Source organism: Mycolicibacterium aichiense (assembly GCF_010726245.1).
In the GTDB taxonomy this organism is placed as follows: Bacteria; Actinomycetota; Actinomycetes; order Mycobacteriales; family Mycobacteriaceae; genus Mycobacterium; species Mycobacterium aichiense.
On the sequence record NZ_AP022561.1, the window covers coordinates 3,990,025 to 4,003,379 of the forward strand.

At 66.5% G+C, this 13,355-nt stretch carries 14 protein-coding genes and 1 tRNA gene; 11 read left to right on the plus strand and 4 right to left on the minus strand.

Annotated elements, in window-relative coordinates; all coding sequences use genetic code 11:
* Positions 1-6: 6 nt before the first annotated feature.
* On the minus strand, positions 7-576 hold the full coding sequence (locus G6N32_RS19315; protein WP_115321434.1) for an Rv2240c family protein: 570 nt from the start codon (positions 574-576) through the stop codon (positions 7-9).
* 385 nt (positions 577-961) lie between these two features.
* On the opposite strand from G6N32_RS19315, the gene G6N32_RS19320 reads away from it, so the two are divergent.
* The 9 genes from G6N32_RS19320 to G6N32_RS19360 all read left to right on the plus strand — a co-directional run bounded on the left by G6N32_RS19320 (position 962) and on the right by G6N32_RS19360 (position 10,426).
* The gene (locus tag G6N32_RS19320) at positions 962-1,660 is read left to right on the plus strand and encodes an MspA family porin (protein WP_163789340.1); all 699 of its coding nucleotides are present in this window, start codon (positions 962-964) and stop codon (positions 1,658-1,660) included.
* A gap of 210 nt (positions 1,661-1,870) precedes the next feature.
* Positions 1,871-2,557 carry an MspA family porin gene (locus tag G6N32_RS19325; RefSeq protein ID WP_115320963.1) on the plus strand — a complete coding sequence of 229 codons (687 nt, stop codon included), beginning with the start codon at positions 1,871-1,873 and terminating at the stop codon, positions 2,555-2,557.
* Positions 2,558-2,602: 45 nt separating this feature from the next.
* Positions 2,603-3,211: a hypothetical protein gene (locus tag G6N32_RS19330; protein ID WP_147292053.1), complete on the plus strand. Its 609-nt coding sequence runs from the start codon at positions 2,603-2,605 to the stop codon at positions 3,209-3,211.
* An 86-nt stretch (positions 3,212-3,297) separates the two neighbouring features.
* Entirely contained in the window at positions 3,298-3,894 is a 597-nt protein-coding gene (locus G6N32_RS19335; protein ID WP_115320965.1) for a hypothetical protein, read from the plus strand.
* 91 nt (positions 3,895-3,985) lie between these two features.
* Entirely contained in the window at positions 3,986-4,975 is a 990-nt protein-coding gene (locus tag G6N32_RS19340; RefSeq protein ID WP_115320966.1) for a phospholipase D-like domain-containing protein, read from the plus strand.
* Positions 4,968-5,543 (plus strand): chromate transporter, encoded by a 576-nt coding sequence (locus G6N32_RS19345; RefSeq protein WP_115320967.1) that lies wholly within the window; start codon positions 4,968-4,970, stop codon positions 5,541-5,543. The genes G6N32_RS19340 and G6N32_RS19345 overlap by 8 nt, the downstream gene beginning before the upstream one ends.
* A complete protein-coding gene (locus G6N32_RS19350; protein ID WP_115320968.1) occupies positions 5,540-6,085 on the plus strand; it encodes a chromate transporter in 546 nt (181 codons plus the stop codon). Before G6N32_RS19345 ends, G6N32_RS19350 begins: the two co-directional genes overlap by 4 nt.
* A gap of 49 nt (positions 6,086-6,134) precedes the next feature.
* Positions 6,135-8,507, plus strand: a complete 2,373-nt coding sequence (locus G6N32_RS19355; protein ID WP_115320969.1) for a lysylphosphatidylglycerol synthase transmembrane domain-containing protein — start codon at positions 6,135-6,137, stop codon at positions 8,505-8,507.
* A 50-nt stretch (positions 8,508-8,557) separates the two neighbouring features.
* The gene (locus G6N32_RS19360; protein WP_115320970.1) at positions 8,558-10,426 is read left to right on the plus strand and encodes a CocE/NonD family hydrolase; all 1,869 of its coding nucleotides are present in this window, start codon (positions 8,558-8,560) and stop codon (positions 10,424-10,426) included.
* Positions 10,427-10,521: 95 nt separating this feature from the next.
* Here the strand turns inward: G6N32_RS19360 and G6N32_RS28480 are convergent, their stop codons facing one another.
* Together G6N32_RS28480 and G6N32_RS19365 are read right to left on the minus strand one after the other, a co-directional pair.
* Complete coding sequence (locus G6N32_RS28480; RefSeq protein WP_165760920.1) at positions 10,522-10,686, minus strand: hypothetical protein; 165 nt, start codon at positions 10,684-10,686, stop codon at positions 10,522-10,524.
* Between the two features lie 243 nt (positions 10,687-10,929).
* Positions 10,930-11,013: transfer RNA gene (locus G6N32_RS19365), tRNA-Leu, on the minus strand.
* A 118-nt stretch (positions 11,014-11,131) separates the two neighbouring features.
* On the opposite strand from G6N32_RS19365, the gene G6N32_RS19370 reads away from it, so the two are divergent.
* Positions 11,132-11,548: a hypothetical protein gene (locus tag G6N32_RS19370; RefSeq protein WP_115320971.1), complete on the plus strand. Its 417-nt coding sequence runs from the start codon at positions 11,132-11,134 to the stop codon at positions 11,546-11,548.
* Positions 11,545-11,904 carry a DUF3817 domain-containing protein gene (locus tag G6N32_RS19375; protein ID WP_115320972.1) on the plus strand — a complete coding sequence of 120 codons (360 nt, stop codon included), beginning with the start codon at positions 11,545-11,547 and terminating at the stop codon, positions 11,902-11,904. Before G6N32_RS19370 ends, G6N32_RS19375 begins: the two co-directional genes overlap by 4 nt.
* On the opposite strand, the gene G6N32_RS19380 is transcribed toward G6N32_RS19375, so the two are convergent.
* Entirely contained in the window at positions 11,894-13,351 is a 1,458-nt protein-coding gene (locus G6N32_RS19380; protein ID WP_115320973.1) for an MFS transporter, read from the minus strand. The genes G6N32_RS19375 and G6N32_RS19380 overlap by 11 nt on opposite strands.
* Positions 13,352-13,355 lie beyond the last annotated feature (4 nt).

Below are 13,355 nucleotides of genomic sequence, written 5' to 3' on the forward strand. Positions count from 1 at the left end.
TTCGGGTCAGGCGCGCGCGCCGTTCATCGCACACGCCATCTGCACATTGTTGGCGTCGGTGTTCATATCGTTTGCGGTCGAGTTCAACGAGTCACCGCCGCCACGAATTCCCATGATTATCAACAGCTTCGTGGCCCGCAACGACCATGACCGCATGGGGGCCGCGATGTCATTGGGTAGACCCGGCGCCGACGCTGCCGACATGGCGGCGGCCGCGGACTCACGCAATGCGGTGCGGCCGTAGACATTTGCGTTTGCAACGTTCGGATCGTCGTAGTTGACGCTGTTGCCGCCGCCGGCCGAGTCGTAGGCAAAGTCCTCGTAATACGACGACGCATGGTCCAGCGCCATCCCGAATTGCTTGCAGGCGTCGGGTACCGCACTGGAAGGAGCCGCATCCGGCGGCGGTGCATCCAGTGGCGGAGCGGCGACAACCGCCGCGACAGTGCCGGGCGCGGGTGCCGGCTGGTCGGTCTGCGCATCAGGATCGGCAAACGCAGCCGGTGCGCACAGCAGAGCCGAGCCCGACACCAGCAGGGTGGCAGTCAGAATCCGGCCGTGTTGCAGTGATCTCATTGCTTCCTCCTGGATCGTGGGCTCCCCCGAACCGTCCGGCTGGAAGTTCCAAACCAGCCCCACCCGGAATCCGTGCCGTCAGGGCTCCACAGGGTCAGGACAGAACGATGATCAACGGGATATCTGTCGGGATGGTGAACGGCTGCCGAACAACGGGCACCGCCAGGGGATCCATCGGGTGTCTCCTTCACCGGCGCTGTACGCAGTTGGTATTCCCTTGAGACCCAACCGCACCCGTCTGAGCGGCTACGGGACGAAATGACGCACGGTAGACGGTAACCGGGCGGGAGTTGTTTTGGCAGCGTTAACCATTCAGACACCCTCCAACTCAATGATTCCTCCGAACGACACAGTGGTTATCAACTACGAGAGGCGCCAACACGACATGTTGAAACGCTTTGCCGCATTGGCCGGAGTATGCCTGCTGGCCCCAATCGGGGCGGCTCCGCTGGCGCTGGCCGACCCGCCGGCAGATCCCAACGTGGCACCTGTTGCCAACGCAGGCCCGGTGCCCAACGGCCCGGCGGGACCGGTGCCGTCGGCTGCGCCCGGAGTTCTCAAGACGCCCGACGGCTGGGTTCTCAATGTGTCGGGCAAGGACGAGTCCATGGAACCCGTCGCTTCCCTGACCAATTCGCCGTGGTCACGCGAGTACCTCGTCGACGGCACCTTCACCGGATCGGTTGACGGTGGCGGCAGCACCAAACTGGCCGGCGGCACACTGGAGGCCGGTTACCAAATCGGTTGCGGCATCATCCAAGACGACATCGAGTCCATCGCGACCGGCGGTATCACCCCCGGCGTTGGCATCCCGGTCGTCAACGGCTCGCTGTTGCCCGTCACTCTTGGCCTTTCGGCGTCGTACCAGATGAAGATCGACCTGAAGCCGGGTGTCGTCAACATCGTGCCGGTCGGCAAGAAGTCGTTCAAGGGCACTGCGCCGCGCATCTCCATCACCGGCTTCCGGATCAAGATCGATGGCTGTGCGGGCCAGTCCTTCATCCGCTCATACGCCACGTTGACCAGCTCGACCGACAACACCGACGACGTGGTCACCTACCTCGGCGTCACGAAAGCCGTTTAACAACTTCACATCGTCGTTCTCGCACTCGGCTGCCCGTCACGGACGTGGTGGTGGGCAGCCGAAATGCACTACCTGCATTACCGCGAGAACGCCCAGTGGTCGAATCCAGGGCGTTGACTGTTGACGCCGCGTTCACCGACCGGACACCCAACAAATCAATCATCTCTCACAGACATTTCACCAGTGACAGACGGAAGGCGCCGACAGGATATGTTGCATCGCTTTGCCACCGCGGCTGCAGTTTGCATGCTGATCCCGATGGGAGCGACCCCGCTCGCGTTGGCCGACCCGGCCGATCCGGCGGCGCCGCCCGTCGCTGACGCAGGTGCTCCTCCCCCACCACCGGACAACGGCGCCGTCGCCTCCGAGGTTCCCGGTATCGCCAAGACACCCGACGGCCGCACCCTCACGGTGGTCGCGAAGGACGAGACGCAGCTGCCGGTGGCACCGCTGACGACGTCGCTGTCCTCGCGCGACTGGGTGGTCGGCGGCACATTCACCGGCACCACCACGGGCTCGGTGTCGGGCGGAACGCTGGAGGCCGGATACCAGGTCGGCTGCGGGGTCGAGATGGACAAGGTCAAGCTGATCGGTTCGGTCGGCGCGAGCCTGGGTAACGCCAGCCTCGGCACCGGCGGCCTGTCGCTGCCCGGCTCCATCAGTTTCCCGGTCCAGGGCCAGATCGAAGTCGATCCGCGCCCCGGCACGGTCACCAACGTCGTCGTCGACAAGAAGTCCTTCAAGGGGACCTCGGCCCGTGTGACGCTCAAGGACATCCACATCAAGATCGACAACTGTGTCGGCGCATCGTCTTTGCGCTCGTATGCAGTGCTGACCAGTTCCGGAACCGACGCCGACGACATCGTCGCGTACTACGGCGTGACCAAAGTCTTCTGACACCGGATGCGCCAGCTACCCAGAATGCTCGTCAAGGGCGCGGTCGTGACCGCGCTCGCGGTCGGAGCGGCGGTCGCCCCCATGGCGACCGCCGCCGCCGACGACCCGCCGCCGGTCGACCCGGCGGCCCCGCCGCCACCGCCGTCTCCCGAGGGATTCATCCCGTCGCCGGCGACCATTTCGGATTCGGTCAACGGATTCGCGGGCATCCTCGGCGGCCCCGCAGGCAACCAGCTGCTGCTCGGCCAGACACCCACCCCGGCGCTGGCAGGCACCGCACCCGCCACACCGCCCAGCGCCGACATCCTCAACGGCGCGCAGCTGTTGATGGCGCAGAACAACAGCATGCCCACCCCGGACCAGCAGTCCCCCTATCAGCTGGGACCGGGTGCGGACGGACCTTTCGCCCGGGTCAATCAATGGAAGGGTGTGCACGCCTTCCTTCACGGCGCGCTGGGACGCATGCCGGCCGACCAACTAGGGCAACCGCTTCCGGGGACAGCCCCGCCGCCGGGCACCAACATCCCGGCAGGGCCCGAGCAGTTCCTGCCCGACCCGGCGGCGCCGCCGCCCGGGGACCCCGGAGCCCCGCCGGCTCCGGCTGTCCCCGCCGACCCGGCACTGCTCCCGCCACCGCCGGCGCCGGCCCCCTGACCGCACCCTCGCCACCGTTCGCGGCATCGTCGCGGCGAATGCCGACTACGGTGTGACGAGGATCGAGGCCAGGAGGACAGAGCGCGATGAACACGGGCCACCGGACGCTGGTGTCGACGGTGATGCTTGCCGCCGCGACCTGTGCGGCGCTCATCGGGTCTGCGAGCGCCGCAGCCGATCCCGGACCCGGCGATCCCGTGGTGCCGGTACCCGTGCCGCCGAACGCGTCGGTTGGCAGCGTTCTCGCCCAAAGCGGTGAGCCGGCGGCCGGGCCGCTCGGGCTGCCCGACCTCTCGGTGTACGCGCCGGGACTTCTGCTGGGGCAGAACCCGGTTCCGTCCGCACCGGGTGCGCCCAATGCCGCCGCACCGCCGGATCTGCGCGCCCTGAACAATGACTATCTCCTTGCACAGAACGTCGCCCCCGCCGCGCCGGGGCAGGGCGAACCCGATATCGGCATCGGCCCGTCAGCCGAGCAGCCCGGGACTGGCCGCCTGGCCTTCCTGCGCCGGTTGCACGCGATGTACTCCGAGGGCGCGCTCGACGGCGCACTGCTCGGCCAGGTCCCCTACGAGCAACTTGGCGAGCCGCTGCCCGGCACGGCGCCCGGTCCGGAGGTCAACGTCCCACCCGGACTCGGCTTTGCGCTGGCAGATCCGGCTGTTCCGGCACCGCCACCCTGAGTCACGACGGTGCCGACCGAGCGCGACGCGCCCCCGACATTCACCCAACGGCAAAGTGCCGGGGCAGTTCTGGTGCTAGCATCCGAAACCTATGCCTGCTAACGCCCCGCGCGTGATCGTCGAGCCAGACGACGGTTTGGAACCGGTCCGCGAATTCATCATGAGCGCGCAAAAGTCGCTTCTGATAAAGCAATTCACATTCACCGAGCCCAGCTTGATCGAGGCTGCGATCGACCGGAAGAAGGCCGGGGTCGACGTTCGGATCATGCTCAACCCGCAGCGCTCGGGCGGCGACCGGGCGAACGACGAGAGCTACGAGGCGTTCAAGAGCGCGGGCATCGACGTCCAGTGGTCCAGCCCCAAATTCTATGTGACGCATGAGAAGTCGATTGTCGTCGACGAGAGCGCGGCAATGGTCGCGACCTACAACCTGATGATCAAGTACTTCACGCTCACCCGTGACTACGGCATCATCACCCATGATCCTTTACACATCGCCCAGATCGTCGAGGTGTTCAACGCCGACTGGGAGCATCGAGACTTCACACCGCCCAGATACGAAGGACTGCTGTGGAGTAACTCCAACTCCCGGTACCACATGGCCCGGTTCATCGACTCCGCTGAGCGCAAGCTGTACATCCAGCACCCCAAGTACGTCGATGCCGTGATCCTCGACCACATCGCGGCGGCCGCGCACCGCGGCGTCAGGGTGAGGGTCCTGTGCGGCGGCAAGCACGGCATCAGCGAATGGGACATCCTCGATACGTTCGCCTCGCTGCGCACGCTGCGCCGGTTCGGCGTCGAGGTGCGCAAGCAGAAGAACCTGCGGGTGCACGCCAAACTGTTGATCATCGACGGCAGAGAAGTTCTGGTCGGGTCGATGAACATCGATCGCAGCGCCTTCGACCTTCGCCGCGAACTCGGTGTCACCACCGACGACCCGGATGTGGTGGCTCGGCTCAAAGAGGTCTTCAAGAGCGACTGGCAAGCCTCCAGCCACTACGAGCCACCCGATCCGCTCGAGAAGAACCGTCCGGTCGAGGACGAGTTCCCGCACGACCACGACCTGGTCCATGAGTGAGTCCGGTCCGACCCGGGAGAAGGTCTCCCTGTTCGAGGTCGCGCGGACCTTCAATCACATCGCGCTGGCGTCGTTCGGCGGCGGTCTGGGTGCGTGGTCGCGCGAGGTCATCGTCGTCGAGAAACAGTGGCTGGGTGAAGAGGAGTTCCTCTCCGCGATGACGATGTGCCGGATCGTGCCGGGCGCCAATCAGGTGAACCTGGCGGTGTTCGTCGGCACCAAGATGAAGGGACTGGCCGGAGCCGTCGCGGCCGTGATCGGGTTGTGCCTGATGCCCGTCGCGATTGTGCTGACGCTCGGCTTCGTCTACTTCACGTTCAAGGAAGTGCCCGCGATCAAGGGCGCCTTGCACGGCGCCTCGGCGGCCGCCGTCGCCCTCACCCTGGCGATGGTCATCCAAACCGGTCAGAAATGCCTCAAAGGCGTGATGCCGGTTGCCTTCTTCCTGGCCAGCTTCGTCCTCAACGGGGTGCTCCGCTGGCCGCTGCTGCTGACGCTGGCGATCCTGGCGCCCCTGAGCCTGATCTGGGCCTGGCCCCGCAAGACGCCGGAACCGGTCGACGCATGAAGACGTTCCTGGCCCTGATCGGCATGTTCGGCTCGTTGTCGCTGCTGTCGATCGGCGGGGGCAACACGGTGCTGCCCGACATGCACCTGCAGGCGGTGACCGGGCACCACTGGCTGACGAACTCCCAGTTCGCCGATATCTTCTCGATCTCGCAGGCCGCACCGGGGCCGAGCATCCTGATCGTGGCACTGGTCGGCTATGCGGCCGGCCTCGGCACCTTCGGCGTGATCGGCGGCATCGTCGGCGGTCTACTGGCCACGGTGGCGATGGTGGTGCCGGCGGCGGGCCTGATGTACCTGATCACGGTGTCCTGGCAGAAGGCCCAGAAGTCGAAGCTGCGCTACGCGGTGGAAAAAGGTTTCGCTCCGCTGACCGTGGGATTGATCCTGGCCAGTTCGCTGGTCATGAGCAAGGCCGCCGACCACGACTGGCGGGCGTATCTGATCACCGGCGTCGCGACTCTCATCTTCGTGCGGACCAAGACCAATCCGCTGATCGTGGTGGGCGCCGCGGCACTGCTCGGCTACGTCGGCTTCGTCTGACGGGCGGTCAATGAGACCTCCCCGGTGAAAGTCGGGATAGGTTGCAGCGGTGCGAGTTGACGGACGCGATGTTGCCATCTCCGGCGACGTGCTGCTGCCGCTGACCCGCCGGACCAACGACATCGTGCGTCTCTCGCTGGCGACCCTCGTCCTGGTGATCGTGGTCACCAGCTCGCTGATCACCCGCAACGATTGGGTCGGACTCGAGAAATCCGTCTCGATGATCGTGGGTGTGCTCACCCCCACCCAGTCCAACCTGGTGTATCTCGCCTACGGCGTCGCGATCCTGGCGCTGCCGTTCGTGATCCTGATCGGGCTGATCGGCGCGCGGCAGTGGAAGTTGTTCGCGGCGTACGTGGCCGCCGGATTCCTCGCCGTGATCTCACTGTCGATCACCGGCAACGGGATCGCCGCGCCCCGCTGGCATTTCGACCTTTCCGAGCGGCTGTCGACCACGCTGTCGCAATTCCTCGACGATCCCCGCTGGATCGCGATGCTGGCCGCCGTCCTCACCGTGTCCGGGCCGTGGCTGCCGGGCCGCTGGCGGAGATGGTGGTGGACGCTGCTGCTGGCGTTCGTGCCGATCCACCTGGTGGTCAGCGCGGTCGTGCCAGCCCGCTCGCTGCTGGGACTCTCGGTCGGCTGGTTCGTCGGGGCCCTGACGGTGTGGGTGGTCGGCACCCCGGCGCTCGAAGTCCCCCTCGACGGAACCGTGCGCGCGCTGGCCCGCCGCGGGTTTCTGGTGACGTCTCTGACGGTGGTGCGGCCGGCCGGGTCCGGGCCGTTGGAATTGGCGGGGGCCGACGACGCCGGTTCGCGGGTGGTCCTGGAAATGTACGGGCCCAATCAGCGCAGTGGCGGCGCCTTGCGCCAGTTCTGGCGCTGGCTCATTCTGCGCGATTCCGAGACCGCTCCGCTGCAGGCCTCGATGCGCCGCGCTGTCGAACACCGCGCACTGATGACGATCGCGGTCTGCGACCTCGGAGTGTCCAACACCACCACGATGGTGGTCGCGGCACTGGACCGCGGGTGGACGTTGTACGCCCACACCCCGCCGCTGGGCTCCCCGATCGGCTCGGCCTGCGACGAGGCCCTGGTGACCGCGGTCTGGGGTTCGCTCGGAGTGCTGCACCGCCACCAGATCGCGCACGGCGACCTGCGGTTCAAGGAGATGACGGTCGACTCCGGGAAGGTGCTGTTCGGCGGATTCGGCAACTCCGAATACGGCGCGACCGACGAGCAACTGCAGTCCGACATCGCCGCACTGCTGGTGACGACGTCCGACCGGTTCAGTCCCGAAGCCGCCGTGCAGGCCGCCGTCCACACCCTGGGCAAGGAGACCGTCCTCACCGCATCGCGACGCCTGACCCGGGCTGCGGTCCCGGCCCGAATTCGCAAGTCCGTCAACGATCCCAAGGCCGTCATGGCCGCCGCCCGCGACGAGGTCAAACGGCAGACCGGCGCTGATGAGATCAAGACCGAGACCATCACCCGGTTCACCCGCAAGCAGGTCATCCAGCTGGTTCTGCTGGTCGCACTGGTCTATGTCGCCTACCCGTTCATCAGCACGGTGCCCACCTTCTTCAGCGAACTGCGCAATGCGAACTGGTGGTGGGCGCTGCTCGGGCTGGCCGTCTCCGCGCTGACGTATGTCGGTGCGGCGGCTGCATTGTGGGCGTGCGCATCCGGGCTCGTCAGCTTCCGGAACCTCGTCATCATGCAGTTCGCCAACACCTTCGCCGCCACCACCACGCCGGCGGGTGTCGGCGGGCTGGCGCTGAGCACCCGTTTCCTGCAGAAGGGTGGGCTGGGCGCGCTGCGGGCCACCGCCGCGGTAGCGCTGCAGCAGGCGGTGCAGGTGATCACCCACGTGACACTGCTGATCCTGTTCAGCGTCGCCGCGGGCGCGACCGCCGACCTGTCGCACTTCGTGCCGAGCACCACCCTGCTGTACCTGATCGGTGGCGTCGCGCTCGGCATCGTGGGCACATTCCTGTTGGTGCCCAAGGCACGCCGCTGGCTCGGCACGGCATTGCGGCCCAGACTCCAGGAAGTCGGCAGTGAGCTGCTGGACCTGATGCGCGAACCCAAGCGGCTCGCCATCATCGTACTCGGTTGCGCCACAACCACTCTGGGAATGGCACTGGTGCTATGGGCCAGCATCTCGGCGTTCGGCGGTGACACCACGTTCGTCACGGTCACGATCGTCACGATGGTCGGCGGCACGCTCGCGTCGGCGGCACCCACCCCCGGCGGTGTCGGCGCGGTGGAAGCCGCCCTGATCGGTGGACTCGCCGCCTTCGGCGTACCCGCCGCCGTCGGCGTTCCCGCTGTCCTGCTCTATCGCGTTCTGACCTGCTGGCTGCCGGTGTTCGCGGGCTGGCCCATCATGCGGTGGCTCACCGCGAGAGAGATGATCTGAGCCCACCTGCGTAGCGTGGAAACGTGCGAACGACGCGTGCCCTCGCGGTGATGCTGGCGCTGGCCCTGGTGTTGTCGGCATGCGGCGGATCGAGCAGGCGCGTCACCGACGCTGCGTGGCCGCCCTCGACCGGCCGCGGCCCGTGCACGGTGAGCAAGCAGACCGACGTGCCGGCCCGGATGCGCGACGGCACGGTGCTGCGCGCCGACGTGTACCGGCCGGAGCACTCCGGCCCGGTTCCGGTGATCCTGATGCGCACCCAGTACGGGAAGTCCGGCGCCCAGGTGCAGCCGTGGCGCTACCAGACACCCGACTGGTTCGCCTCGCACTGTTATCTCGTTGTCATCCAAGACGTTCGGGGACAGGGCAGCTCCGGGGGCACCTTCAGCGAGTTCACCCACGATCGCGACGACGGCTACGACTCGGTGGAGTGGGCTGCCGCGTTGCCAGGGTCGGACGGCAAGGTGGGCATGTACGGCTCGTCGTATGTCGGCGCGACCCAATGGCTGGCCGCCACGACAGCGCCCCCACACCTGGTCACCATCGTTCCGGCGAACACCGCCTCGGACTACTACGACGGCTGGATGTACGAAGGTGGCGAGTTCCGGCTGGCGTTCGTGCAGCCCTGGGCGCTCGGTCTGGCCACCACCGCGGCCGAGAACCGGCGCGACGACCCGACTGCCGCCGCGCTCAAGTCCGCCGCGGCGGACTCGACCCGATGGCTGAACTTCCTGCCCTACCGAGCCCTCCCGCCGCTGCAGCCCGCGAATCCTGCTGTGGCACCGTGGTATTTCGACTGGATCGCGCATTCGACCCGGGACGACTTCTGGCGACAGTGGAGCATCCGGGACCGCTATCCGTCGGTTCGGGTGCCGGTTCTCGACGTCGAAGGCTGGTACGACGCATTCCTGGCCGGCGGCATCGAGAACTTCACCGGGATGGTGACGTCGGCGGCCACGCCCGAAGCCCGGACGAACCAGCGACTCGTCATCGGCCCCTGGGACCACGTGGACTGGGGCCGGTCGGGGTCGGAGCCGGCGCCACTGCTGAAGGACATCGGCTCCGTCGGCGCGACTCCGATCAACGAACTGATGCTGCAGTGGTACGACCACTTCCTCAAGGGTATGAGCAATGGCGTCAACGGGACCTCCGGCGCCGGCCCGCGGGTGGACTACTTCCTGATGGGCGCCAATCGCTGGAAGTCGGCGCCGGGCTGGCCGCTGCCCCAGACCCGGTGGACTCGCTATTTCCTGTCCGGCGACGGCCAAATGAATTCGCGCACCGGCACATTGACCACGACAGCAACGGCCGTCGGCCAGACACCGGACCGCTACGTCTACGACCCGACCGATCCGGCTCCCAGCGTCGGCGGGCATTCCTGTTGCGGTGCCCGTTCGGGACCGCAGGGGCCTTACGACCAGATACCGGTCGAACAGCGCTCCGATGTGTTGGTCTACACCAGCGATCCGCTGGCAGCCGATACCGAGGTGACCGGACCGGTGACGGTCGACCTGTGGGCGTCCTCGTCGGCCGTCGACACCGACTTCACCGCCAAGCTGATCGTGGTCAAGCCCGACGGAGATGCGATCAACCTCAACAACGGGATCGTGCGGACGGCGTTCCGCGACTCGTTGTCCGACCCGCGCCCCGGTGTGGCGAACCAGCCCTACGAGTACCACATCGCGATCTGGCCGACGAGCTATGAGTTCGGTTCCGGCGACCGGATCCGACTGGAGATCTCCAGCAGCGACTATCCGCAGTTCGCCCCGAACCCGAATACCGGTGAGCCGTTCGGGCAGAGCGTCGCGACGCAGCAGGCAACGCAGACCGTCCTGCATGACGCTGCTCATCCATCGGCCATCGTCATCCCGGTGATTCCGGGCGGCGACGCAGGGTCGGACCACTTCCCGATCGGTTGAGCCGGATCAGCGTGGGGCAATGATTGTGGCCATCTGTGGCCGAACACAAAAGGGATCAGGCAGCCTATTCGGCTGAGCCCAAGGCGAACGTCAGATCAGCGCGCCTGGCGGGATGCGTCGGCGGCCATGCCGATGAAGATGGCGTAGGCCGCAGACATGGCGATCTGGTCGATCTTGTCGGTGTCTCCGCCAAGTTCACGCACCTGGTCGGCGATCGCATAACGGATCAAGTCGACGGACGTCATCATGGGATCGCTCACCGGTACTCCACTCTCGGTGCCATTTTCTTATCGGGTGTCAGGTAGAGCCTCGATGTCGCCGCCGCGAAGAAAACGACATCTCTGACTTTGCCCAACTCGATCACCGTAGCTCCGTTTTTCATCAACTACCTGAGACCGAGCTTAGAGTTCAAAAGTTAGTCGAGCTAGTAGATTAGCTTTGTGACCGGCGTGAGATCTGGTCGAGACTTAAACCGTTGTGACGCACGCCACGAGGGCATTTTGTGCGGGCGGAGGGACTCGAACCCTCACGCTCTTTCAAGCACGGGCACCTAAAGCCCGGGTGTCTGCCAATTCCACCACGCCCGCAAGACATCGGAGTCTACCGGGCGCATCGGCCAGGATTAGCCCGGCGCAGGCTTCGGCCCCAAGTGTTGAGCGCCACTCACCGGTGAACCCATAACCGCTGGCAGGGTACCGTCGTGGTGTGTCCACGACCCGCCGCCGCAGGTTCGCGCTGATCGTTTTGGTGATCATCGCCGCGTGCGGCTGCCTGGCCCTGGGCTGGTGGCAGTGGAGCAGATTCGAGTCGACGTCGGGCAGCTTCCAGAACCTGGGCTACGCCCTGCAATGGCCGATGTTCGCCGGATTCTGCGTGTACGCCTACCGCAAGTTCATCCGCTATGAAGAAGAAGGCGTGCCCGAGCCGCCGCCGGACGCCGACTCCATCACCGAGATCCCCGCCGGACTGCTTCCCGAACGGCCCACGGCCGGAGCCGAGTCCGATGAGGCCGACCCCGCAATGCGTGAATACAACGCCTACCTGGCCGAGCTGGCCGCGGCCGACAGAGCCCAAGAAAACCAGACCAGGGCCCACGAAGATCAGAACAGGACCACCGCATGACCGCACCCGAGTCGCCCGAAGCCCACACCCCCGCGGGCGTCCCGAGCGAGACGATCCGCAAAGCCCTGCTCGGATACCGCGTCCTGGCCTGGACGACCGGCCTGTGGCTGATCGCGCTCTGCTACGAGATGGTGCTGAAGTACATCGTGAAGGTCGACGACCCGCCCACCTGGATCGGTGTGGTGCACGGCTGGGTCTACTTCATCTATCTGCTCTTCACCGCCAACCTCGCGGTGAAGGTGCGCTGGCCCATCGCCAAGACCATCGGCGTGCTGCTGGCCGGCACCATCCCGCTGCTGGGCATCATCGTCGAGCAGGTGCAGACCCGGGAGCTGAAGACCCGCTTCAACCTTTGATCAGCGGGTCGTCGGACAGCTCGAGTTCGTCGGGCGACCAGCCAGCGACGGCGGTGTCCGCCCGAGTCGGGATCGTCATCGCGACAGCGGCCGCGAGCGCGGCGACACCGGCAGCGATCAGCAGCGCCGTTCGCAGACCGTGCAGCGACGGCACGACGTGTCCGGCGTAGGTGATCGTCATCGTCGCGAGCACGACACCGATGACAGCGCTGGACACCGATGTGCCCAAAGATCGGGCGAGCGCGTTGATTCCGTTGGCGGCGGCCGTCTCGGACACCGGCACCGCGGCGTTGATGAGCGCGGGCAGCGACGAGTACGCGAACCCGACACCGAAACTCACGACGACGTTGACCACCATCACCGCCGCAGGACTGCCGAGTAGCCACAACGCAGCCAGGTAGGCGGCCGCGATGATCGCCGAACCGCAGACCAACGTGAACTTGGGACCGCGACGGCCCGCGGTACGTGCGGCAAGCGGGGCCGCGACCATCATCGCCAGCCCGCCGGGGGCCATCCACAAACCGGCCTGCAACATCGACTGCCCCAGGCCGAAGCCCGTTCCGGCCGGCAGCTCGAGCACCTGCGGACCGACCAGCGACAGCGCGAACATCGAGAAGCACACCAGGACCGCGGCGATGTTGGTGGTCAGCACCGGCCGCCGCAGTGTGGTGCGCAGATCCACGATCGGCGACGCGGTCCGGAACTGCCAGCGGGCGAAGATCGCGAACACCGCGACGGAGAGCACGAACAGCGACAGCGTCGTCGAACTGGTCCAGCCCCAGGTCGAACCCTTGGAGATCGGCAGAAGCAGGGTCACCAGCCCCACCGCCAGCAGCAGGGTGCCCAGCGGGTCGAACCGGTCAGCCGAGCTGGCCGGGACATTGGGCACCAGGAAGGCGAACAGCAGCATCGCCAGGATGCCGAGAACGCCTGCGCCCCAAAACAATGTGTGCCAGTCGGCCTTCTGGGCGATCACCGCCGACAGCGGAAGGCCCATCGCGCCGCCGACACCCAGTGACGAACTGATCAGCCCCATCGCCGGGCCGACCCGCTCGGCCGGCAGCGCCGAGCGCAGCACACTGATGGCCAGCGGAATGATCGGCAGGGCCAGCCCCTGCAGCCCCCGCCCGATGATGAACGGCACCAGAGAATTGGTAACCGCGGCCATCAAAGAGCCGACGGCCATCGCACCCGCGCAGATCATCAACATCGGCTTGGGACCGTGCATGTCGCCGAGGCGCCCGAACACCGGGGTGGCCACCGCCGCGGTCAGCAGGGTGACGGTGATCGTCCACGACGCGTTGGACGGGCTGGTGTGCAACAGCATTGGGAGCTCGGGAATGAGCGGGATCATCAGCGTCTGCGTCAACGACACGCTGATGCCCGCCGCCGCCAAGACGGCGATCAGAACACCGGGGTGCGCCGCCCGGACCGAGTGACGACCCACCCGA